Origin of the sequence: Enterobacter sp. RHBSTW-00318 (genome assembly GCF_014101375.1) — a bacterium.
In the GTDB taxonomy this organism is placed as follows: domain Bacteria; phylum Pseudomonadota; class Gammaproteobacteria; order Enterobacterales; family Enterobacteriaceae; genus Enterobacter; species Enterobacter ludwigii.
The window spans coordinates 1856729-1879293 of record NZ_JABXQH010000001.1 but is presented as its reverse complement, the minus strand read 5'-3'; the positions used below and the strand labels follow the sequence as shown (position 1 = coordinate 1879293).

19 protein-coding genes and 1 pseudogene are annotated in these 22565 nt (G+C 56.0%); 15 read left to right on the top strand and 5 right to left on the bottom strand.

Translation table 11 applies throughout. The annotated features are described in order from the left end of the window. Nucleotides 1–77 precede the first annotated feature (77 nt). A pseudogene (gene adrA, locus HV157_RS09505) lies at nt 78–1179 on the top strand (diguanylate cyclase AdrA). A gap of 16 nt (nt 1180–1195) precedes the next feature. Here adrA and proC read toward each other — a convergent pair. After that, complete coding sequence (gene proC / locus HV157_RS09500; RefSeq protein ID WP_020885239.1) at nt 1196–2005, bottom strand: pyrroline-5-carboxylate reductase; 810 nt, start codon at nt 2003–2005, stop codon at nt 1196–1198. Between the two features lie 97 nt (nt 2006–2102). On the opposite strand from proC, the gene HV157_RS09495 reads away from it, so the two are divergent. The 5 genes from HV157_RS09495 to ppnP all read left to right on the top strand — a co-directional run bounded on the left by HV157_RS09495 (nt 2103) and on the right by ppnP (nt 4740). Continuing rightward, entirely contained in the window at nt 2103–2561 is a 459-nt protein-coding gene (locus HV157_RS09495; RefSeq protein WP_014168823.1) for a YaiI/YqxD family protein, read from the top strand. A 144-nt stretch (nt 2562–2705) separates the two neighbouring features. Next, nucleotides 2706–3230 carry a shikimate kinase AroL gene (aroL, locus tag HV157_RS09490; protein ID WP_020885238.1) on the top strand — a complete coding sequence of 175 codons (525 nt, stop codon included), beginning with the start codon at nt 2706–2708 and terminating at the stop codon, nt 3228–3230. Between the two features lie 44 nt (nt 3231–3274). After that, a complete protein-coding gene (yaiA, locus tag HV157_RS09485; RefSeq protein WP_013095817.1) occupies nt 3275–3466 on the top strand; it encodes a protein YaiA in 192 nt (63 codons plus the stop codon). 237 nt (nt 3467–3703) lie between these two features. Continuing rightward, entirely contained in the window at nt 3704–4381 is a 678-nt protein-coding gene (locus HV157_RS09480; protein ID WP_025204994.1) for an AroM family protein, read from the top strand. Nucleotides 4382–4452: 71 nt separating this feature from the next. Beyond that, complete coding sequence (gene ppnP / locus HV157_RS09475) at nt 4453–4740, top strand: pyrimidine/purine nucleoside phosphorylase (protein ID WP_014168827.1); 288 nt, start codon at nt 4453–4455, stop codon at nt 4738–4740. Nucleotides 4741–4785: 45 nt separating this feature from the next. Here the strand turns inward: ppnP and rdgC are convergent, their stop codons facing one another. Further along, nucleotides 4786–5700 carry a recombination-associated protein RdgC gene (rdgC, locus tag HV157_RS09470; protein WP_014882739.1) on the bottom strand — a complete coding sequence of 305 codons (915 nt, stop codon included), beginning with the start codon at nt 5698–5700 and terminating at the stop codon, nt 4786–4788. A 123-nt stretch (nt 5701–5823) separates the two neighbouring features. Between rdgC and mak the strand changes: the two genes are divergently transcribed. Further along, nucleotides 5824–6729, top strand: coding sequence for a fructokinase (gene mak / locus HV157_RS09465; RefSeq protein ID WP_182268249.1), 906 nt, complete (start codon nt 5824–5826; stop codon nt 6727–6729). Between the two features lie 60 nt (nt 6730–6789). Here mak and sbcC read toward each other — a convergent pair whose 3' ends face one another. Next, nucleotides 6790–9921, bottom strand: coding sequence for an exonuclease subunit SbcC (sbcC, locus tag HV157_RS09460; RefSeq protein ID WP_182268250.1), 3132 nt, complete (start codon nt 9919–9921; stop codon nt 6790–6792). After that, nucleotides 9918–11123 (bottom strand): exonuclease subunit SbcD, encoded by a 1206-nt coding sequence (gene sbcD, locus HV157_RS09455; RefSeq protein ID WP_032681573.1) that lies wholly within the window; start codon nt 11121–11123, stop codon nt 9918–9920. The genes sbcC and sbcD overlap by 4 nt, the downstream gene beginning before the upstream one ends. Before the next feature lie 187 nt (nt 11124–11310). Here sbcD and phoB point away from each other — a divergent pair, with 187 nt between their 5' ends. The 8 genes from phoB (at nt 11311) to HV157_RS09415 (ending at nt 21798) form a co-directional block, all read left to right on the top strand. Continuing rightward, on the top strand, nt 11311–12000 hold the full coding sequence (gene phoB, locus HV157_RS09450) for a phosphate response regulator transcription factor PhoB (protein ID WP_008503265.1): 690 nt from the start codon (nt 11311–11313) through the stop codon (nt 11998–12000). 21 nt (nt 12001–12021) lie between these two features. Next, nucleotides 12022–13317 carry a phosphate regulon sensor histidine kinase PhoR gene (gene phoR, locus HV157_RS09445; RefSeq protein ID WP_014168833.1) on the top strand — a complete coding sequence of 432 codons (1296 nt, stop codon included), beginning with the start codon at nt 12022–12024 and terminating at the stop codon, nt 13315–13317. Nucleotides 13318–13726: 409 nt separating this feature from the next. Further along, nucleotides 13727–15046, top strand: coding sequence for a branched-chain amino acid transporter carrier protein BrnQ (brnQ, locus tag HV157_RS09440; protein WP_182268251.1), 1320 nt, complete (start codon nt 13727–13729; stop codon nt 15044–15046). 81 nt (nt 15047–15127) lie between these two features. Further along, nucleotides 15128–16501 (top strand): proline-specific permease ProY, encoded by a 1374-nt coding sequence (gene proY, locus HV157_RS09435; protein ID WP_014168835.1) that lies wholly within the window; start codon nt 15128–15130, stop codon nt 16499–16501. A 153-nt stretch (nt 16502–16654) separates the two neighbouring features. Next, the gene (gene malZ / locus HV157_RS09430) at nt 16655–18472 is read left to right on the top strand and encodes a maltodextrin glucosidase (RefSeq protein ID WP_032681572.1); all 1818 of its coding nucleotides are present in this window, start codon (nt 16655–16657) and stop codon (nt 18470–18472) included. Nucleotides 18473–18672: 200 nt separating this feature from the next. Beyond that, a complete protein-coding gene (locus tag HV157_RS09425) occupies nt 18673–19314 on the top strand; it encodes a hydrolase (protein ID WP_020885231.1) in 642 nt (213 codons plus the stop codon). A gap of 48 nt (nt 19315–19362) precedes the next feature. Next, on the top strand, nt 19363–19908 hold the full coding sequence (locus HV157_RS09420) for an antibiotic biosynthesis monooxygenase (RefSeq protein ID WP_014168838.1): 546 nt from the start codon (nt 19363–19365) through the stop codon (nt 19906–19908). A gap of 21 nt (nt 19909–19929) precedes the next feature. Further along, nucleotides 19930–21798 carry an amidohydrolase gene (locus HV157_RS09415; RefSeq protein WP_182268252.1) on the top strand — a complete coding sequence of 623 codons (1869 nt, stop codon included), beginning with the start codon at nt 19930–19932 and terminating at the stop codon, nt 21796–21798. Nucleotides 21799–21868: 70 nt separating this feature from the next. On the opposite strand, the gene HV157_RS09410 is transcribed toward HV157_RS09415, so the two are convergent. After that, entirely contained in the window at nt 21869–22471 is a 603-nt protein-coding gene (locus tag HV157_RS09410) for a peroxiredoxin (RefSeq protein WP_014168840.1), read from the bottom strand. Nucleotides 22472–22565 lie beyond the last annotated feature (94 nt).

Below are 22565 nucleotides of genomic sequence, written 5' to 3'. Positions count from 1 at the left end.
GGCTCACCCGAAATTTCATACTTTCCCCGTAAGCCCCCTCTCTATAATTTGGGAAATATTTCAGAATATTCCCAAAAATGATGAATGATGAATCTTATTACAATATAAAGCGCATTCGGGAAGAGTGGAATATGACCCTTTCTCAGGATGACCCCCACCGTACCGGGATCCCGTTTGCCCGGCGAGCCCGGCTGGCGCGTGTTGTCGGACTGGCAGCGATGTTCTTCCCCCTCTCTGGCGTGCTGGTCACCTTTTCTGTATCCGGCGTCTGGTGGTTGTTCCTGGTGGGGTGGGCATTTGTCTGGCCCCATTTCGCCTGGCAGTGGTCCTGCCGTGCTGCTTCGCCTCATCAGCAGGAACGCTTTAATCTGAAGATTGATGCCATTATTGCCGGGCTTTGGATCGGCATGATGGGGATCAATGCGCTACCTACGGCAGCGACTGATGATGGTGGGAATGAACATGATGGGGGCCGGCGGCTGTCGGCTGTTTTTTACCGGCATCATGTTAACCCTTCTGTCTTCCCTGGTGACGCTCCCCGTCGTGGGCCGGGTGGCTGTCTTTAACCCGGAGCCTCTGGCATGGGGCTTAACGCTTCCCGTGCTGGTGTTATATCCGATGCTTTTTGCCTGGCTCAGCCATCGTACTGCCATCAGGCTTGCAGAGCATAAACGGCGGCTGGAGCTGATGAGTACCCGCGACGGCATGACCGGCGTCTTTAATCGCCGGCACTGGGAAGTGTTGTTGAGAAATGAATTTGAACACTGTCGCCGCAACCACTGCACCGCCACGATTTTGCTTATCGATATCGATCATTTTAAGAATATCAATGACACCTGGGGCCACGATGTGGGTGATGAAGCGATCATTGCCCTGACGCGGCAACTGCAGCTAACGGTGCGTTCCGGGGATGCGATAGGCCGTTTTGGCGGGGATGAGTTTGCGGTGATCATGTCCCGGACGGCGGCAGACAGTGCCATCGCCGTGATGTCACGCGTACATGAGCGGCTGGAAACGCTGTCGTTACCGTGTGCGCCCAAGGAATCTCTGCGTATTAGCGTCGGTGTCGCGCCCTGGGGACCGCAGTTCGGGCACTATCGGGAGTGGTTAAAAGCGGCCGATGTGGCGCTGTATAAAGCGAAAAATGCCGGACGCGGCCGCACCGAGGTGGCTGCCTGACGTCCGGCTCAGATAATCAGGATTTACTCAGTTTCTCTGATTTTTCCATGCATTTTGTCATCGCTTCAATAACGGCCGAACGGAAGCCGCGCTCTTCCAGCACCCGCACCGCCTCGATAGTGGTTCCGCCAGGCGAGCAGACCATATCTTTCAGTTCACCCGGATGCTTACCGGTCTCCAGCACCATTTTGGCAGAGCCCATCACGGCCTGTGCAGCGAATTTATACGCCTGCGCTCGTGGCATACCGCCAAGCACCGCGGCGTCGGCCATCGCTTCTAAAAACATAAAGACATACGCAGGCGCTGAACCGCTCACTCCCACTACCGGATGGATCATAGATTCGGCAATGACTTCCGCTTCACCGAAGCAGCGGAAGATGTTCAGGACATCCGCCACGTCTTCCGACGTCACCAGCGCGTTAGGCGTGACGGAGGTCATGCCGGCGTTGACCAGTGACGGGGTATTCGGCATAGCGCGTACGATTTTACGGTCATGACCCAGCGCGCGCGCCAGCTGATCGAGCGTGACGCCCGCGGCAATCGATACGACCAGCGTCTCTTTGTTCAGGCTGGTGGTGATGTCGCTCAGCACTTTGATCATGATGTTCGGCTTGACGGCGCCAAAGACAATATCGGCTACCTGAGCCACTTCCTGGGCGCTTTCGGCTGCGTTGATCCCGTACCGATCGCGTAACGCGGCGACGTTGTCCGGTGATGGGGTGTAGACCCAAATCTGACCCGGCAGCACCTGTCCGCTGGCGATCAGGCCACCCAGGATGGCTTTGCCCATGTTACCGCAGCCGATAAACCCGATTTTCTTATCCATCACGATTCTCCGTCATTATGCGTTGTTTTCTCTGATTGATAGCTTAACAACGAAATGCAGGCGACAATAGTCGGCAGAATCATTATGGGGAGACAATATGGCGATTTGGGTTGATGCGGACGCGTGTCCGAATGTGATTAAAGAGATTTTATTCCGCGCGGCCGAGCGCGTGCAGATGCCGCTTACGCTGGTGGCGAACCAGAATATTCGCGTACCGCCTTCCCGATTTATTCGCGCATTGCGGGTTCCGGCTGGTTTTGACGTGGCGGATAACGAGATTGTGCGTCTGTGTAGCCCCGAGGATCTGGTGATCACGGCGGATATCCCGCTGGCCGCGGAAGTGATTGAAAAGGGAGCGGCGGCGCTGAACCCGAGAGGGGAGCGTTATTCGCCGGCGACCATTCGTGAAAGACTCACCATGCGTGATTTTATGGATACGCTTCGCGCCAGCGGCGTGCAGACCGGCGGGCCAGACAGCCTGTCCCAGCGCGATCGCCAGCAGTTCGCTGCAGAGCTTGATAAGTGGCTGCTCGAAGTCAAGCGTCGCACTGCGTAATGATAACCATTGTCACTTTGTGGTACAGTATGGCCTCCGCAGGGTTGTCATCCCGTACCGCTTTGCAGTAAAGTAAACGCAACATCTTCTGCAATTATTTCTTTACGCTCTTCGGCCATCCGGCATCAAGGGGAACACCTGGTTATGACCCAACCCATCTTTTTAGTTGGCCCCCGCGGCTGTGGGAAAACCACCGTTGGCCTGGAACTGGCACGCGCGTGCGATCGTCAGTTTGTTGATACCGACCACTGGCTGCAAACCGAAGCCGGGAAAAGCATCGCGGAAATCGTTGAGCAAGAGGGGTGGGAGAGCTTTCGCGCCCGTGAAACGGCCGCGCTGAAGGCGGTCACCACGCCGTCTGCTGTTATCGCAACCGGTGGCGGCATTGTTCTCGCCGAGTGTAACCGTCGCTTTATGCGCGAAAAAGGGATTGTCATCTACCTCAGTGCACCCGTTTCGGCCCTGGTAGGACGGCTGGAAGCATTTCCGGAAGAGGGACAACGTCCTGCGCTGACCTCCCGGCCGCTCAGCGAAGAGGTGAGCGAAGTGCTGGCCGAGCGCGATGCGTTATACCGCGAAGCGGCACACCACGTTGTGGATGCTTCCGCTTCACCCGAGGACGTGGTAATTCAGATTATTACCGCCCTGCGTTTGGCTTGTGCCAGCTAAGCGGCGTCTATACTTATAGCTCAGACATAAAAAAAGGATGAGCTATGCCAACCAGACCTCCCTATCCACGTGAAGCACGCATCGTTACCGTTGAAAAAGGCAATGGCGATCAAACCGTCACCTGGTATCAGCTGCGTGCCGATCACCCCAAACCAGACTCTCTGATCAGTGAACATGAAACTGAACAGGAAGCGCTGGATGCCAAACGGCGCTACGAAGATCCTGATAAGTCGTGAATGAATTCCTAAAGGGCTAAATACCGTGCCTGAATCACACTTTTTACTCATCGCAAATGTTAAGCAGGAGTTAATATTTAGTTATTACAGGTAACTCCGTAACGGGCAGGCGATCTTTACATTTCGCGATGGGGATCACCTGCTACGCTTGGTGCTGTTTTGTTGAAAAAACGAACTGTGCAGCGTAGTGAGCCTGTACCTGTGTGAAAGATTTAGCGGTAATGGAAGGCGATGAAGATGAAGGCGACGTTGGCGATCCTCACTATTGGTGTGGTCCCTGTAAGCGAAGTGTTACCGCTCTTAACCGAGCATGTATCTGAACAACAGATAACGCATCTAAGCCTGCTGGGGAAGATGAGTCGGGAAGAGGTCATGGAAGACTACGCTGTAGAGGCGGGGGAGGATCCCCTGGCGACGTTATTAAGTGACGGTAAACTGGCGCATGTTTCGCGTCAGAAAATCGAGCGCTCGCTGCAGAGCGTAATAGAAGTGCTCGATAATCAAGGCTATGACGTTATTTTACTGATGAGTACTGCACCTGTTAAGGGACTCATCGCGCGTAATGCGATTTTGCTGGAGCCGATGCGGATCATTCCGCCGCTGGTGGCCTCCATTGTTGACGGGCATCAGGTGGGGGTCATTGTTCCCATTGAAGAGCTCATGGACAACCAGACGGCAAAATGGCACGTACTCGAAAAAATGCCTTTGTATGCGCTGGCCAATCCCTTCTGGGACAGCGAGGCTGCGCTGATTGAGGCGGGACGGGAACTGCTGGAGAGAGGGGCCGATGTGTTGATTCTGGACTGCCTTGGATTCCACCAGCACCACCGTGATTTACTGCAAAAGGCGCTGGATGTCCCGGTGCTGTTGTCCAATGTTCTGATGGCCCGGCTGGCCGCAGAGCTGTTGATCTAATGATTTTGCGTGACAGGTGATGATCATGGCCCCTATAGTGAATTTTTATCTAAAAATATAAGGGCCAGTTCATGCTTCAAAGTAACGAATACTTTTCCGGTAAAGTGAAATCCATTGGTTTTACCAGCAGCAGCACTGGCCGCGCCAGTGTCGGCGTTATGGCTGAAGGGGAATACACCTTTGGTACAGCCGAAGCTGAAGAGATGACGGTGATCAGCGGTGCGCTCAACGTCTTACTGCCGGGGGAAACAGAATGGAAAGTTTACTCAGCCGGACAAGCGTTCAACGTCCCTGGCCACAGCGAATTCCATCTGCAGGTTGCTGAACCGACCTCTTATCTGTGCCGCTACCTGAAATAAAACGTTTTATTCCCTCTCCCTGCCGGGAGAGGGTCACTGCAGGTATTACCGCTGCGCTTCGCCGCCGAGGCCTTCTACCAGATTCTGAATTAACGCTGCCAGCTCTCCGGTCATCAGGATAAAGTCCGCGTCAAAGCGCTGGGCGTAATCTTCACGATCGATATCTTCGTTCTGATCGCGCAGCTCATCGCAGAATTTCAGACGCTTCACCGAGCCGTCATCGCACATCACAAACTGAATACGCTGCTGCCAGTCGAGTGCCAGTTTGGTCACCACTTTGCCCGCTTCAATGTGAACGGCGATCTCGTCGCTCACCAGATCCTGCTTTTTCGCGCGGATCACGCCGCCATCTTCGAGCAGGGCTTTGAGCTCGGCTTCATCAAGGATCTGGAAGCCCTGGGCCGCTGTACCGCTGCGCACCCATTCGGTCAGGGTCAGTTCAATCGGCGTTTCCAGCGCCAGCGGAACGACCGGTAACGATCCGATGCTTTTGCGCAGCAGGGCCAGCGTATCTTCCGCTTTTTTGGCGCTGGCGCAGTCCACCATGATCAGCCCGTTAACGGTATCGATCCACATCATTGTCTGGCTGAAACGGCTAAAGGCGCGCGGCAGCAGAGAGTGAAGAACTTCGTCTTTCAGCGAATCTTTTTCGGTTTTTTTCAGCTTGCGACCCTGTTCGGCTTCAAGCTTGAAAATTTTCGCTTCGAGCGCCTGCTTGACCACCGGCGTGGGCAGAATTTTTTCTTCTTTGCGGGCGCAGACGATGATTTGACCCGTGCTGCTGGCGTGGGTCAATGCATCGCTTTGTGAACCCATTGGAGGAACCCAACCGGTTTTTGCCATATCCTGGCTACCGCAAGGGGAAAAGCTATAAGCGGCTAACTGTTTTTCCATCTCTTCTGCACGCAGCGAAACGTCGCGGCTGAGACGGTAAACCATCAAATTTTTGAACCACAGCATGATAATTTCCACGGCCTTGTCGTTAAATCAGCGGGCATGATAACGAATTGTCGCATCGCTTGCATTGCTAATCGGGAAGCGGGCTTCTACTCTGTTGATAATCAAAATAATGAGGAGTGTCTTGTGCGTATTGGGATTGATTTGGGCGGCACCAAAACAGAAGTCATCGCACTGAGCGAGCTGGGGGAGCAACTGTTCCGCCACCGTCTGCCTACGCCGCGCGATGATTATCACCAGACTATCGAGACGATTGCCCGGCTGGTCGACATGGCTGAGCAGGCGACAGGGCAGACCGGCACCGTTGGGATGGGGATCCCGGGCTCAATCTCGCCCTATACCGGGGTGGTTAAAAACGCCAACTCCACCTGGCTCAACGGTCAGCCTTTTGATAAAGATTTAAGTCAGCGCCTGAACCGGGAAGTGCGTCTGGCAAATGACGCCAACTGTCTGGCCGTCTCCGAAGCCATTGACGGTGCCGCCGCAGGGGCCCAGACCGTTTTTGCGGTCATTATCGGGACCGGCTGTGGCGCAGGCGTGGCCCTGGGCGGGCGTGCCCATATTGGCGGCAACGGTACGGCGGGCGAGTGGGGACATAACCCCTTGCCGTGGATGGATGAAGATGAACTTAAATACCGCGCCGAGGTGCCGTGCTATTGCGGCAAGCAGGGCTGTATTGAGACGTTTATCTCCGGCACCGGTTTTGCCACCGATTACCACCGCCTGAGTGGCCAGCCACTCAAGGGGAACGAAATTATGCGCCGGGTCGGGGAACACGATCCGGTGGCTGAGCTGGCTCTCAGCCGCTATGAAATGCGGCTGGCGAAATCCCTGGCGCACGTGGTGAATATCCTTGACCCTGACGTGATTGTGCTCGGCGGCGGGATGAGCAACGTCGACCGTTTATATGCCACGGTGCCGAATCTGCTGAAGCAGTGGGTCTTCGGCGGCGAGTGTGAAACCCCGATCCGCAAAGCGGTGCACGGGGACTCCAGCGGCGTGCGCGGCGCCGCGTGGCTCTGGCCGCTATAGCCATTCTCCCTCTCCCTACGTGAGAGGGGCGGGATGAGGGTGCCCTAACGCAGGGCACCCTCACTCCACCGCAAACACCTTATCCAGCTTGCTATACCCCAGCCCGTTAATCTTCTTCACTTTGATCTGCACCGGGATCCGCTCTTTCATCGCCTCGACGTGGCTAATCACGCCAATGGTTTTCCCGGTGGCGTTCAGCGCGTCGAGCGCATCGAGGGCGGTATCCAGCGTTTCGCTGTCGAGCGTGCCGAAGCCTTCATCCAGGAACAGCGAATCGATGCGTGTCTTGTGGCTCACCAGATCGGAAAGCGCCAGCGCCAGTGCCAGGCTAACAAGGAAGCTTTCGCCGCCGGAGAGGGTACGGGTATCGCGCACCGCGTCCGCCTGCCAGGTATCCACCACTTCGAGTTCCAGCGCATCGCTGACCTTGCGCTGCAGCAAATAGCGCCCGTGCAGGCAATTTAGCTGCTGGTTGGCAAGCCAGACCAGATTATCCAGCGTGAGCCCCTGGGCAAACTTACGGAACTTGTCGCCGGTGCTGGAACCTATCAGCGAATTCAGATAGCTCCAGTCATCGGCCAGCCGCGCGGCCTCTTCAATATGCTGCATGAGCGCCAGCTGGTGCTGACGGTTATCGCTGTCCTGTTTAAGCTGCTGGCGGATTTCACCCTGATGAGTGGTGTTCTCCCGAAGCTGTTGCCCGAGTTGCTGTAGCTGCAACTGCAGGGTTGGCGCATCGAGTTCCAGCCCTTCCGGTCGCTGCGTCTGATGAGCCTGCAGCTGCTGGTTTGCCTGTGCGAACAGCGCGGTTGCCTGCTGAAGCTGGTTTTCCAGGGTCTGCTTACGGTGTTCAAGACTGCGGATGGTCTCTTCATCAAGCAGTGCAGCCAGAAAGGCCTCCCGATCGGCGAAGCAGCTTGCGGTCAATGCGGCGGTAAAATGCGTCGTGGCGTGCTGCAGTCGCTCGCTTTCGAGGCTTTCCTGCTGTTGCAATGTGGCAAGCTGGCTCTGAAGAGAAACGCATTCGTCGTGCGTTTCGCGCCAGTTATCAGGAATGGCCGGTTCGGTTTCTGTGTCGTTTGTGGCGGGCAGGGTGTCGAGCAGCGGCATCAGAGCCGTCATGTGCTCCTGCATGACGCCATGCTGAGTCTGTTTTTCCTGCCACTGTGCGAACTCGGTTTCTCGTTCGTTCAGCCAGGCAGCCTCTGTGCCTTCTTCCGGGACGTTGAGTGACAGCGTCAGCAGGGTCGTTTCCAGCGCCTGGCGCGTGGCCGTCAGCTGCTGTTGATACTGACGCGCCTGCGCGTCCTGTTCATTCAGCTGTTGCTGGAGCGTCAGACGCTGGCTCAGCTGGTAAAGCTGACGCTCATACTGCTCTTGTTCGTTCATCCACGGGGCAATATCTTCCTGAATATTCAGAGTGATATTCAGGGACGCGCAAACCGATTGCCACTCTTTAGTGAGCGCTTGCTCCTCCTGGGAGAGCGTCTGAGCGTCGTCTGTCTCACGCTGGATCTGCCGGGTCAGGGCATTCACCTGACCGAGAACTAACAATCCTTCCTCTTTAAGTGCAGCGACCTCTTTGGCTAACTGGTCGCGACGCTGCTGGTTGGCACTCAGCTCCAGCGCCTGATAGGCAGTGACCGCCGGGTGCGAGGTTGAGCCGCACAGCGGGCAGGGCTGTCCCGCCTGCAGCTGCGCACGCTCTGCCTCCAGACTTTTAATCTTCTCTTCCTGTCTGCAGAGCGTTTCAAGATCCAGATAATGTTGGTTTTTCTCTTTGTACTGCTGGCGGCGCAGCGTCAGCGTTTCATTGAGTTTTACCTGCTCTGCCTGGGCTTTCTGCAGGCTTTCACCGTTCTGGCGCAGACGTTGTTGCAGCGGCAGATAACGGGCCTGAAGCGACATCAGCCGCTGGCGGAAAGTCCGTGACTGAGCCTGTTGCTCCATCGCCACGCTGACCTCGTCAGCCGTGAGCGTCAGGGCGTTTTCCGGCATCTCTGCCAGCTTCTGGCGTAATTCAGCAATGCGCGTGGAAAGCGTGGCGATCTGATTTTTATCGCGATTCAGCTGTGCAAGATGGGCGCGCCAGCCTGCTATCTCCTGGCCCCACTGACGATACCGCTCGTGCTCTGCCAGCCACTGTGCCAGCGCCGTAAGGTCGGTCTGCAGTTGTGCATGGCTACGCTGGGCCGTATTACGGATACGCGAGCGCAGCGCGGTTTTTGCTTGTAAGCGAGCATTTACTTCAACAATGCGCTGCTTCGTTTGCCCCAGCCGGGTGGTTTGCTCTTGCTGGCTGTCCCACAGTGGACGCAGCTGGGCGGCGGGGTGAGCAAGCTGGAGCGTTGCCAGCTCGGGCGCAGCCTCGGTCAGTGCCTGTTGCGCCTGTTGCTGCAAGGTGGCAACGCGCTGCTGCTCACGTATAAGCTCGTCATTGCGCGTAAGCCACTGAAAATCTTTCTGTTGATTCTGCTGTTGCGCCAGCAGCGTTTTTTCTTCGTCAGTAAGTGCCTGCAAACTTTGCTGTAACTGCTGCTGTTGTTCTTCACTCAACAACACGACGCCTGCAGCCTGTGCTTCATACACCTCAAGGGCGTTACGCGCGGCTTTGTGTTTCTCAAACACCATGGCGGAAATTTGCCCGTAGATCTCGGTTCCGGTCAGTTCTTCCAGCAGTTCGGCGCGGTCGGAAGGTCTGGCATTGAGGAAGGCGGCAAATTGCCCCTGAGAGAGCAGCATTGAGCGGGTAAAACGGCCATAATCCAGCCCGGTGAGGGCGGCCGTTTGTTCCAGTTTATCCGACACTTTGTCGGCCAGAATTTTACCGTCCTCACAGCGTGCCAGCTCGACGCGTGGGGCCTGAAGATTACCGTCGGGCTGATTTCGCGCGCGGTTCTGACTCCAGAAAGCGCGATAGGCAATACCTTTGACTTCAAACTCAACTTCGGCAAGGCATTCGGCCGTGTCGCGCGTCATCAAATCGTTTTGTGCCTGGGAGACTTTCTGCAGACGCGGCGTTTCGTGATACAGCGCCAGACAAATGGCGTCGAGCAGGGTCGTTTTCCCTGCGCCGGTAGCCCCGGTAATCGCAAACAGTCCGTTGCTGGCAAACGGCTCCGCGGTAAAATCGATTTTCCACTCACCCTTCAGTGAGTTGAGATTTTTCAGACGCAGGCTGAGGATTTTCATGCGTTTTCTTCCTCATCGTTCAGGGCATGCAGGGTGTGCGTAAACAGCTCGTTCAGCCGTGCGCGTTTCGCGTCGTCAATCTCCTCGTGGGAGAGCCGGCGTTCAAAGACCTCTTCCACCCTGAGTTCGCTGAGCGTTTCGCGCTGAGCGCCGAGCAGAATTTTCTCGCGCTGCTCGCGGCTGCGGCGCACCAGCAGCACCTCTACCGGCAGGTCTTCCGTGAGTACCTGAATTTTACGCTGCACATCATGCAGGTAGTCGCCGCTGGCGATCTCAATATCCAGCCAGACCGGCGGGTTTTGTTCCACGCCGCGCCACTGTTCAAGCTGGGCGGTGATGGCGTCCAGATCGCCTTTCAGCACCGCCAGCGGTTGGGTGACGGGCACTTCCAGCGTGTCGACGGCGCTGAGCTTGCCGTCGCTAAAGCTCACCAGATGGACACTTTTGGCTTTGCCGGTCTCATCAAAACTCAGCGAGATGGGCGAACCGCAGTAGCGAATGTGCTCGCAGCCGCCGATAACCTGCGCCCGGTGGATATGCCCGAGGGCAATATAATCCGCGGGCGGGAAGTTTTGTGCCGGGAAAGCATCCAGCGTGCCAATATAAATGTCACGCACCGCGTCGCTTTTGCTGGCCCCAACGGTGGTGAGGTGCCCGGTGGCAATCACCGGAATCGCCTGGTCGCCGCGAAGGGCACAGGCCTGGGCATGCTGCTGGTGGTAATAGTCGGTGATGGCCTGCAGCAAATGCTGCTGTTTTTCAGCGCCGGAAAGCCCCGCCTGGCTTTGGACAATATCGCGCGGGCGTAAAAATGGGATCGGACACAGTACCGCACCCGGCGTCCCGTCGCGCTTTTTCAGGATCTGCGGCGCATGTCCTGCGCTGGCCACCACGGTAGTATTGAGAAACGCCAGAATATCGCGGGATTCATTTAACGTTGCGACGGAATCATGGTTGCCGGCAACAATCACCAGATGACAGCCCGTTTGCTGCAGATTGACGACAAAACGGTTATATAACTCGCGCGCATAGCTGGGGGGCGAGCCGGTATCGAAAATGTCGCCCGCCACAATAATGGCGTCCACCTCATGAGAGCGGGCCGTATCCAGCAGCCAGTTCAGGAACGCTTCGTGTTCAGCCGCCCGGCTTTTGCTGTAAAAATTTTGACCCAGATGCCAGTCAGAGGTGTGTAGTATGCGCATTGCTGATCCGTGGCGAAAAAGAGAAAGCAGGATTATAAACTGTCAGGGAACAGAAAATAACCGCTGTAATAAAACAACAGTTTGCCCTTTATAGTGGTACTGTTTTTCATAAATCTGTCATAAATCTGACGCATAATGACGCCGCATTACAAACTTGTAACTTAAATAAGATAAAACAGGGCAAAGTATGGCGAGACGTATTCTGGTCGTAGAAGATGAAGCTCCGATTCGTGAAATGGTGTGCTTCGTGCTCGAGCAAAATGGCTTCCAGCCGGTTGAGGCGGAAGATTATGACAGCGCGGTGAACCAGCTGAATGAACCCTGGCCCGATCTGATTCTGCTCGACTGGATGTTGCCTGGCGGCTCCGGGCTGCAGTTTATCAAACACCTGAAACGTGAAGCGCTAACCCGCGACATACCGGTTGTGATGCTCACGGCGCGCGGTGAAGAAGAGGATCGCGTACGCGGTCTGGAAACGGGGGCGGACGATTACATTACCAAACCGTTCTCACCGAAAGAGCTGGTTGCCCGCATTAAAGCCGTGATGCGCCGCATTTCACCGATGGCGGTGGAAGAGGTGATTGAGATGCAGGGACTGAGCCTTGACCCTACCTCACACCGCGTCATGACCGGTGAAAATCCCCTCGATATGGGGCCTACCGAATTTAAACTTCTGCATTTCTTTATGACTCACCCGGAGCGCGTATACAGCCGCGAACAGTTGCTGAATAACGTCTGGGGAACTAACGTGTATGTCGAAGACCGGACGGTTGACGTACATATCCGCCGCCTGCGAAAAGCGCTGGAACTGAGCGGCCACGATCGCATGGTGCAGACGGTCCGCGGCACGGGTTATCGTTTTTCAACCCGTTTCTGAACAATGACAGGAGTGTGACGCGTGCTGGAACGTCTGTCATGGAAAAGGCTCGTCTTTGAACTGATCTTATGCTGTATTCCGGCCTTCATTCTGGGGGCCTTTCTTGGATATTTGCCGTGGTTTCTGCTGGCGTCGGTTACCGGGCTTCTGATCTGGCATTTCTGGAACCTGCTGCGCCTCTCGTGGTGGCTGTGGGTTGACCGAAGTATGACGCCTCCGCCGGGAAGCGGAAGCTGGGAGCCGCTGCTGTACGGTCTGCACCAGATGCAGATGCGTAACAAAAAGCGGCGTCGCGAGCTGGGAAGCCTGATCAAACGCTTCCGTAGCGGCGCTGAGTCGCTGCCGGATGCTGTCATTCTGACGACCGAAGAAGGGACGATCTTCTGGTGTAACGGCCTCGCGCAACAGCTGCTGGGCCTGCGCTGGCCGGACGATAATGGCCAGAACATCCTCAACCTTCTGCGTTACCCCGAGTTCACGCTGTACCTGAAAAAGCGTGATTTTACCCGCCCCCACAACCTGAAGCTCAATAATGGGCGCCATCTGGAAATCCGTGTGATGCCTTACAGCGACCAGCAGTGGCTGATGGTTGCCCGTGATGTCACCCAGATGCACCAGCTGGAAGGGGCGCGACGCAACTTCTTTGCCAACGTCAGCCACGAATTACGCACTCCGCTGACGGTGCTTCAGGGGTACCTGGAGATGATGCAGGAGCAAACGCTGGAAGGCGCGCCGCGCGAGAAAGCGTTGCATACGATGCGTGAACAAACGCACCGTATGGAAGGGCTGGTGAAACAGCTGCTGACGCTCTCGAAAATTGAGGCCGCCCCCTCGCTGGCATTGAATGACACCATTGATGTTCCGATGATGCTGCGGGTGGTGGAGCGCGAAGCGCAGACGTTAAGCCATAAAATGCATCAGCTGACCTTCGAGGTCGACAACACGCTCAAGGTGCTTGGCAGCGAAGATGAGCTGCGCAGCGCCATTTCCAATCTGGTGTATAACGCGGTGAATCATACGCCAGCGGGGACGGATATCGTGGTGCGCTGGCAGCACACGCCAACGGGCGCTGAGTTCAGCGTAGAGGATAACGGGCCGGGGATCGCACCTGAACACATCCCGCGTCTGACTGAGCGCTTCTATCGGGTGGATAAAGCGCGCTCACGGCAGACCGGCGGCAGCGGTCTGGGGCTGGCTATTGTGAAACACGCGGTGAATCACCATGAAAGCCGTCTCGATATTCAAAGCACGCTGGGTAAGGGAACCCGCTTCAGTTTCGTTATCCCGGAACGATTAATTGCCAAAAAGATCGCCTGACGACAGGCGTGTCAGTTTACCTTTCCACGGGCCAGCGTTTGCTGGCCCGTTTGCTTTGCAGTCAAGCGAAACGCGGCTGAATATTATACGGCTGGCTGTTTTTTGTTCGCATGATTAGCCATGGGTTTTTCTTATAATTAGCGTATTGTGCTGGTCTGATTTTTGATGCTGGCATATTGTTCTGGTTTCACGATCCCATCTTGCCTTTAAACGTTATAAGCGTTTAAATTGCGCCCCAGATACTGTCATACCGACTGTATTTGCGTGGTAAATCGAAAAACTATTCTTCTCCACGCCAGGACGGGAGCATATCCCGCTGAAATTGAGCAAATTTTCCGCTGTATCGTCCCGTCAGAGATAGCGAAAATCTCAATGTTTTCAACACCACATCCACAGGCAGTAAGGTTTTATGACCCATCACTTAAAATCGCGTGACATCATCGCGCTGGGCTTTATGACATTTGCGCTGTTCGTTGGCGCAGGCAACATCATTTTCCCTCCAATGGTTGGCTTACAGGCGGGTGAACACGTCTGGACCGCTGCGTTTGGTTTCCTGATTACTGCTGTGGGTCTGCCGGTACTGACCGTCGTCGCGCTGGCGAAAGTCGGTGGTGGCGTTGATAGCCTCAGTACCCCGATTGGCAAAGTGGCCGGCATTCTGCTGGCGACCGTCTGCTATCTGGCCGTTGGCCCGCTGTTTGCGACCCCGCGTACCGCGACCGTATCCTTCGAAGTGGGGATTGCCCCGCTGACCGGCGATGGCGCGATGCCGCTGTTTATCTACAGCCTGATCTACTTCGCTATTGTGATTCTTGTTTCCCTTTATCCAGGCAAGCTGCTGGATACCGTGGGTAACTTCCTGGCTCCGCTGAAAATCGTGGCGCTGATTGTGCTGGCGGTTGCGGCCATCGTCTGGCCCGCAGGCCCGATTAGCGATGCGATGGACGCCTATAAAAACGCTGCGTTCTCCAATGGCTTTGTAAACGGCTACCTGACGATGGATACGCTGGGCGCAATGGTGTTTGGTATTGTTATCGTGAATGCCGCACGTTCCCGCGGCGTAACCGAAGCGCGTCTGCTGACTCGCTACACCATCTGGGCTGGCCTGATGGCCGGTGTAGGGCTGACGCTGCTGTACCTGGCGCTGTTCCGCCTGGGCTCAGATAGCGCCATACTGGTCAATCAAAATGCCAACGGCGCGGCGATCCTCCATGCTTACGTACAGCACACCTTTGGTGGTGCGGGTAGCCTGCTGCTGGCGGTACTGATTTTCCTGGCGTGCCTTGTCACCGCCGTGGGGCTGACCTGCGCCTGCGCTGAGTTCTTTGCTCAGTATCTGCCGCTCTCTTACCGTACGCTGGTCTTTATCCTGGGCATCTTCTCCATGGCGGTGTCAAACCTCGGTCTGAGCCACCTGATTCAGGTCTCTATCCCGGTGCTGACGGCCATCTATCCGCCGTGTATCGTGCTGGTGGTGCTGAGCTTCACCCGCCCGTGGTGGAACAACTCGTCGCGAATTATTGCGCCAGCCATGTTTATCAGCCTGTTTTTTGGTATCCTTGACGGGATTAAAGCATCCGCCTTTGCGCAAATACTGCCAGCCTGGACACAGCGTCTGCCGCTGTCCGAGCAAGGCCTGGCCTGGTTGATGCCTACCGTTGTTGCACTGGTTCTGGCTATTATCTGGGATCGTGCTGCAGGGCGTCAGTTCGCATCGAACGCCCATTAATCAACGGCAACAAACTGTTTAACCACGGGGCTTAAGGCCCCGTGGTTTTTTGTTTTTTTCGAGTTGAATGGCAAGATTTAAATGGAAAGCACTAACAAACTCAAACGTGGACTCAGCACCCGCCACATTCGCTTTATGGCGCTGGGATCCGCTATCGGTACCGGTCTTTTTTATGGCTCGGCAGATGCCATTAAAATGGCCGGTCCCAGCGTTCTGCTGGCTTACATCATCGGTGGCGTGGCCGCGTATATCATCATGCGCGCCCTCGGGGAGATGTCGGTTCACAATCCGTCTGCCAGTTCGTTCTCGCGCTATGCGCAGGAAAACTTAGGCCCGCTGGCGGGCTTCATCACCGGCTGGACCTACTGCTTCGAAATTCTGATTGTGGCTATTGCCGACGTTACCGCCTTTGGCATCTACATGGGCGTCTGGTTCCCCGCGGTTCCGCACTGGATCTGGGTGCTGAGCGTGGTGCTGATCATCTGTGCCGTCAACCTGATGAGCGTGAAGGTGTTCGGTGAACTGGAGTTCTGGTTCTCCTTCTTCAAAGTTGCCACCATTATCATCATGATTATCGCGGGCTTCGGGATCATCATCTGGGGTATCGGCAACGGCGGTCAGCCAACGGGGATCCATAACCTCTGGAGCAACGGCGGCTTCTTCAGCAATGGCTGGCTCGGTATGGTGATGTCGCTGCAGATGGTCATGTTTGCCTACGGCGGGATCGAGATTATCGGCATTACCGCCGGGGAAGCGAAAGACCCGGAGAAATCCATTCCGCGCGCCATCAACTCAGTGCCAATGCGTATTCTGGTGTTCTATGTGGGGACGCTGTTCGTCATTATGTCCATCTACCCGTGGAACCAGGTGGGCACAAACGGCAGCCCGTTTGTGCTGACCTTCCAGCATATGGGCATCGCGTTTGCCGCCAGCATCCTGAACTTTGTGGTGCTGACCGCCTCGCTTTCGGCAATCAACAGTGACGTCTTTGGCGTGGGCCGCATGCTGCACGGAATGGCGGAGCAGGGCAGTGCGCCTAAGGTGTTTGCCAAAACCTCTCGTCGCGGCACGCCGTGGGTGACGGTAATGGTAATGACCGTAGCCCTGCTGCTGTCGGTCTACCTGAACTACATCATGCCGGAGAATGTGTTCCTGGTGATTGCGTCGCTGGCGACCTTCGCGACCGTGTGGGTGTGGATCATGATCCTGTTGTCGCAGATTGCGTTCCGTCGCCGTCTGTCACCGGAAGAGGCGAAAGCGCTGAAGTTCAAAGTGCCGGGTGGGGTGGTGACAACCGCTGTCGGTCTGGTCTTCCTGGTCTTTATCATCGCCCTGATTGGCTATCATCCGGATACCCGTATCTCCCTTTACGTGGGCTGCGCGTGGATCGTCCTGCTGCTGCTGGGCTGGATGTTCAAATGCCGCCGCGACCGTCAGCTGGCGCAGGCACAGTAAACTTCCCTCTCCCCGCAGAGGGACTGGAAGGAGGTATCCGCTCACGCTGATGCCTCCTCCCCCGTCCTCCTCCCTCAATAAACCTCGTCATGATGAGCTAACCTTAACCACCCTGTGGCAAGGTGACGTCAATTTCATCAAAGGGGATTCGTGATGTTAAACGCCTGGCACCTTCCGGTTGCCCCATTTGTTAAGCAAAACAAAGACAACCTTGTGATTACGCTCTGGCTGGCGGGGGAAAATCAGCCTGAACGCGTGACGCTACGCGCCGAAATTGATAACGAAGAGACCGCGCTGAAAATGCATAAGCAGCGCAGCCAGCCGCAGCCCGGGATTACGGCGTGGCGGGCAAACATCGATTTAACCCGTGGACAGCCGCGTCGTCGCTACAGTTTTAAACTGCTGTGGAATAACCGCCAGCTGTGGTTTACCCCGCAGGGGTTTAGCCGTTTTCCGCCGGCCCGGCTGGAGCAATTTGCCGTCGATTACCCGGACAATGGCCCGCAATGGGTTAACGATCAGGTGTTTTACCAGATTTTCCCGGACCGCTTTGCCCGCAGCGAAAAGCGCACTGCAGACCAGGATAAGGTTTACTACCACCACGCAGCAGGTCACGACATTATCCTCAAAGCATGGGATGAACCGCTGACCGCGCAGGCGGGTGGCTCGACGTTTTACGGCGGCGATCTCGACGGGATCAGCGAAAAACTCCCGTACCTGAAAAAACTGGGCGTGACGGCGCTGTACCTTAACCCGGTGTTTAAAGCGCCGAGCGTGCATAAATACGACACCGAAGATTATCGTCATGTTGATGAGCAGTTTGGCGGCGATGCCGCGCTGCTGCGCCTGCGACAGAACACTAAAAACGAAGGGATGCGCCTGATTCTGGACGGCGTGTTCAACCACAGCGGGGATTCGCACGCGTGGTTTGACCGTCATAACCAGTCGATGAGCGGGGCATGCCATAACCCGGATTCGCCGCAGCGTGACTGGTACAGCTTTAATGAAGAGGGCTACGCGCTGGACTGGCTGGGCTACCCAAGCCTGCCGAAGCTGGATTTCCAGTCGCCTTCTCTGGTCAACGAAATCTACGGCGGTGAAGACAGCGTTGTCCGCCACTGGCTTAAGGCACCATGGAACATGGACGGCTGGCGTCTTGACGTGGTGCATATGCTGGGTGAAGCGGGCGGAGCGCGGAATAACCTTCAGCACGTTGCAGGTATCACCCGCTCAGCGAAAGCCGCGCAGCCGGAGGCCTTTGTCTTTGGCGAGCATTTTGGCGATGCACGCCAGTGGCTGCAAGCCGATGCAGAAGATTCGGCCATGAACTACCGCGGTTTTACCTTCCCGCTATGGGGATTTCTGGCGAACACCGATATCTCTTACGATCCGCAGCATATCGACGCCGAAACCTGTATGGCATGGATGGATAACTACCGCGCCAGCCTGTCGCATCAGCAGCAATTGCGGATGTTTAATCAGCTGGACAGCCACGATACCGCACGTTTTAAATCCCTGCTTGGCAAGGATGTGGCGCGCCTGCCGCTGGCCGTTACCTGGCTCTTCACCTGGCCAGGCGTGCCGTGCATTTACTACGGTGATGAGGTGGGGCTGGAGGGGAACAACGATCCCTTCTGCCGCAAAACCTTCCCCTGGGATCCGGCGAAGCAGGACAAGGCGCTGCTCAGCCTGTACCAGCGTCTGGCTAAGCTTCGTAAACAGAACCAGGCGCTGCGTTACGGTGGCTGTCAGGTGGTGTATGCCCACGATAACGTGGTGGTGTTTGCCCGCGTCTACAACCAGCAACGCGTGCTGGTCGCCATCAACCGCGGAGAAGCCTGTGAAGTGGTGCTGGATGACTCTCCGTTGCTGCACGTGAAGGCGTGGCAACGCAAAGAGGGTAAAGGCACGATTCAGGAAGGCATTCTCTCCTTACCGGCCATTTCCGCCTCCGTCTGGTTCGGAAATTAATCGTCATCAGCAACCGGTTTATTTCCCGGTTGCTGAAAATTCCCCTAAGTTGTTCGGTTAATTTCAACAGAGGGGACAAATATCTTTACTATCCGCTCAATCAATTCTCGCTATACTCAAATTGCTTTATCAGTCAGGGCCCTTTCTCATATAGCACACCAAAACGTTGGCTTTTAACACATTGATTAAAAGGTACTTTTATGTCTATTCGTGAACTGATTGACCCGTCCAATTCCGTACTGATTTTTATCGATCACCAACCGCAAATGTCTTTTGGCGTGGCAAATATTGACCGTCAGTTATTAAAAAATAATACGGTGGCTCTGGCAAAAGCAGGCAAAATTTTTGATGTTCCGGTTATCTACACCTCTGTCGAAACAAAAAGCTTTAGCGGATACATCTGGCCAGAACTGCTGGCGGTTCACCCGGAGGTTAAACCGATTGAACGTACCTCTATGAACTCCTGGGAAGACGATGCGTTTGTTGCGGCAGTGAAAGCAACGGGCCGCAAGAAACTTATCATCTCAGCCCTGTGGACCGAAGTTTGCCTGACCTTCCCGGCGCTGATGGCCCTGGATGAAGGGTTTGAAGTTTATGTAGTAACCGATACTTCCGGCGGTACCTCCGTAGATGCCCATGAACGTGCGATTGACCGTATGGTTCAAGCGGGCGCGGTTCCTGTGACCTGGCAGCAGGTGCTGCTTGAGTATCAGCGCGACTGGTCTCGCAAAGGCACTTACGACGCGGTCATGGACCTGGTCCGTGAGCACAGCGGCGCTTATGGCATGGGCGTTGACTATGCCTACACCCTCGTTCACGGTGCGCCAGAACGCAAAGCGTAAACCTTCCAGGGCGGGGTTCTCCCGCCCATTAATGACCAGGAAACTATTATGGCGCACACATCGCATGTCACGCTGGTGATCACCCACACCTTGCTGCCGGGTCAGGCTGAGCGATACGAACAGTGGCTGGGTAAGATCATGCCCATCGCGGCGGAATTTCCGGGGCATCTTGGCGCGAACGTCATCCGCCCGACCGACGGACAACATCTGTGGACGGTGATAATCCGTTTCGACACCCTCGAACACCTCTCTGCGTGGACCCAGTCCGATACCCGTAATGCGCTGGTAAAAGAGATTGAACCGCTGCTGGCGGAAGGCGATAAAACCGAAGTACGTACCGAGGCGGCGTTCTGGTTTACCCCACCGGAGCCTCATGTGCGTAAGCCTAAACAGTGGAAACAGTTTCTCATTACCCTGCTGGTTATCTTCCCCAGTACCAACCTGGTGCCGCTGGTGACCGGTGCGTTGCTTCCTGGCCTGAAAGGTACGTTGTTGCTGCATCTGATTAACGATGCCTGTGTGGTCGCGCTGGTGGTCTGGCTGTGGATGCCCATCGTGACCCGTCTGTTTGCCGGATGGCTCAAAAAAGCCTGATTCGGCTGAAAGGAGTACGTTATGTCTCAAACTGCCACACTGATCTTAACCAAAGGTAAGATCCATACCCTCGATCGCGAAAACCCGCTCACGGAAGCGGTGGCTATTGCTAACGGCAAGATCCTGGCGACGGGCAACCACGATCGCATTATGAGCTATGCGACGCAGGGAACGCAGATTGTCGATCTGAAGGGGAGTACGGTGATCCCCGGGCTTAACGATTCGCACCTGCACCTGATCCGCGGCGGGCTGAACTACAACCTCGAGCTGCGCTGGGAAGGCGTACCGTCGCTGGCGGATGCGCTAAGGATGTTGAAAGATCAGGCCGATCGTACACCTTCACCTCAGTGGGTTCGGGTGGTGGGCGGCTGGAGCGAGTTTCAGTTCGCCGAACGCCGGATGCCGACCATCGAAGAGCTTAACGAGGCGGCACCGGATACGCCGGTGTTTGTCCTGCACCTCTACGATCGCGCCCTGCTTAACCGCGCCGCGTTGAAAGCTGTCGGCTACACCAAAGAGACGCCAAACCCGCCGGGTGGGGAGATTGTGCGTGATAACCACGGCAACCCGACCGGGCTGCTGATCGCTAAACCTAACGCGATGATCCTCTACGCCACGCTGGCAAAAGGACCGAAACTCCCCATTGAGCTGCAGGTTAACTCCACGCGCCAGTTTATGCGTGAGCTTAACCGTCTGGGGCTGACCAGCGCCATTGATGCCGGCGGCGGCTTCCAGAACTACCCGGAAGATTACGAGGTGATTGCCGAACTGCACGCCAAAGAGCAGATGACGGTGCGTATTGCCTACAACCTCTTCACCCAGCGCCCTAAACAGGAGCTGGAGGATTTTGAGCGCTGGACCGATATGCTCGAACCGGGGCAGGGCACAGACTTTTATCGTGCGAACGGGGCAGGAGAGATGCTGGTCTTCTCGGCGGCGGATTTTGAAGATTTCCTCCAGCCGCGCCCGGATCTGCCGCAAGGGATGGAAGACGAGCTGGAACGCGTGGTGCGCCACCTGGTGGAAAACCGCTGGCCGTTCCGGCTGCATGCCACCTATGACGAATCCATCAGCCGGATGCTGGATGTCTTTGAGAAGGTGAACCGTGAGATTCCGTTTAACGGGCTGCACTGGTTCTTTGACCATGCGGAGACCATTACCGAGCGTAATATCGAGCGCGTCAAAGCGTTGGGGGGCGGTATTGCGGTGCAGCACCGTATGGCGTTCCAGGGCGAATATTTCGTCGACCGCTACGGCAAAGAGGCGGTAAAACATACGCCGCCGGTGGCGAAAATGCTGGAACTGGACGTGCCGGTTGGGTTAGGAACCGACGCAACCCGTGTGGCGAGCTATAACCCGTGGACGGCGCTCTACTGGCTGGTCTCCGGGCGAACCGTCGGCGGCCTGGCGATGTATGACGACAATAACCGCCTGCCGCGTGAGGTAGCGCTGGAGCTGTGGACCGCAGGCAGCGCGTGGTTTTCCAGCGAGCAGGGTAAAAAAGGCCGTCTGGTTGAAGGGCAGCTTGCGGACCTGGTGGTGCTGTCGAAAGATTACTTCAGCGTGACGGAAGAGGAGATCAAGGGCATTGAATCGGTGCTGACCGTTGTGGACGGCAAGGTCGTGTATGCCGCCGGTCATTTCAGTCCGCTGTCACCGCCGCCGATCCCGGTTGTGCCGTCGTGGTCACCGGTCGTGAAAGTCCCGGGGCATTACCGCTCTGCGCCGCCTGCAGCCAGCAAAGTGGGGGCGGTGGTACAGATGCACCAGTGCATTGGTAGCTGCGGAGTGCATGGCCATGCGCACGGTATTGCGCGGCAATCGGATATCCCGGTATCTGATGACCAGGCATTCTGGGGCGTTCTGGGGTGTTCGTGCTTCGCGTTTTAACGTGTGAAGAGCGAGATCGTACAAAACAAAAAGGCCCGCTGATGCGGGCCTTTTCCGTAAACCGTGCCGATTACAGGCTGGATACGTTCTCAGACAGGTATTTAGCAACGCCGTCCGGAGACGCGTTCATACCTTCTTTACCTTTTTCCCACTGAGCCGGGCACACTTCACCGTGCTCTTCGTGGAACTGCAGCGCGTCAACCATGCGCAGCATTTCGTCGATGTTACGACCCAGTGGCAGATCGTTAACAACCTGGTGACGAACGATGCCGTTTGCGTCGATCAGGAAAGAACCGCGCAGTGCAACGCCAGCGTCCGGATGTTCGATACCGTAAGCCTGCTGGATTTCGCGTTTGATGTCCGCAACCATTGCGTATTTCACCGCACCGATGCCGCCTTTGTCGACAGGGGTGTTACGCCATGCGTTGTGTACAAATTCAGAGTCGAAGGAGACGCCTACAACTTCTACGCCACGCTTCTGGAATTCTTCGTAACGTTTGTCGAATGCGATCAGCTCAGACGGGCAAACGAAAGTGAAGTCCATTGGCCAGAAGAACAGAACGGTCGCTTTACCGTTGGTGTGCTGTTTGAAGTTGAAGTTTTCAACGATTTCACCGTTGCCCAGAACTGCTGCAGCTGTAAAATCCGGAGCCGGACGAGTTACCAGAACCATGTGATTCTCCTGTAGATACTAAGGTTATTTGGAACGCAACGCCGCCCAGTATAGAGAGTGTTCATTGATAAGACAAAGAGGCGCTAACAATCGT

Excerpts from the sequence above, each read along its gene's own strand:
- HV157_RS09415 (WP_182268252.1), top strand. The coding sequence starts at position 19,930 with ATGTCTCAAACTGCCACACTGATCTTAACCAAAGGTAAGATCCATACC.
- proC (WP_020885239.1), bottom strand. The coding sequence starts at position 2,005 with ATGGATAAGAAAATCGGGTTTATCGGCTGCGGTAACATGGGCAAAGCC.
- sbcD (WP_032681573.1), bottom strand. The coding sequence starts at position 11,123 with ATGCGCATACTACACACCTCTGACTGGCATCTGGGTCAAAATTTTTAC.
- rdgC (WP_014882739.1), bottom strand. The coding sequence starts at position 5,700 with ATGCTGTGGTTCAAAAATTTGATGGTTTACCGTCTCAGCCGCGACGTT.
- HV157_RS09425 (WP_020885231.1), top strand. The coding sequence starts at position 18,673 with ATGTCTATTCGTGAACTGATTGACCCGTCCAATTCCGTACTGATTTTT.
- sbcC (WP_182268250.1), bottom strand. The coding sequence starts at position 9,921 with ATGAAAATCCTCAGCCTGCGTCTGAAAAATCTCAACTCACTGAAGGGT.
- proY (WP_014168835.1), top strand. The coding sequence starts at position 15,128 with ATGGAAAGCACTAACAAACTCAAACGTGGACTCAGCACCCGCCACATT.
- brnQ (WP_182268251.1), top strand. The coding sequence starts at position 13,727 with ATGACCCATCACTTAAAATCGCGTGACATCATCGCGCTGGGCTTTATG.
- phoB (WP_008503265.1), top strand. The coding sequence starts at position 11,311 with ATGGCGAGACGTATTCTGGTCGTAGAAGATGAAGCTCCGATTCGTGAA.
- malZ (WP_032681572.1), top strand. The coding sequence starts at position 16,655 with ATGTTAAACGCCTGGCACCTTCCGGTTGCCCCATTTGTTAAGCAAAAC.
- HV157_RS09495 (WP_014168823.1), top strand. The coding sequence starts at position 2,103 with ATGGCGATTTGGGTTGATGCGGACGCGTGTCCGAATGTGATTAAAGAG.
- HV157_RS09480 (WP_025204994.1), top strand. The coding sequence starts at position 3,704 with ATGAAGGCGACGTTGGCGATCCTCACTATTGGTGTGGTCCCTGTAAGC.
- HV157_RS09420 (WP_014168838.1), top strand. The coding sequence starts at position 19,363 with ATGGCGCACACATCGCATGTCACGCTGGTGATCACCCACACCTTGCTG.
- HV157_RS09410 (WP_014168840.1), bottom strand. The coding sequence starts at position 22,471 with ATGGTTCTGGTAACTCGTCCGGCTCCGGATTTTACAGCTGCAGCAGTT.
- ppnP (WP_014168827.1), top strand. The coding sequence starts at position 4,453 with ATGCTTCAAAGTAACGAATACTTTTCCGGTAAAGTGAAATCCATTGGT.
- aroL (WP_020885238.1), top strand. The coding sequence starts at position 2,706 with ATGACCCAACCCATCTTTTTAGTTGGCCCCCGCGGCTGTGGGAAAACC.
- yaiA (WP_013095817.1), top strand. The coding sequence starts at position 3,275 with ATGCCAACCAGACCTCCCTATCCACGTGAAGCACGCATCGTTACCGTT.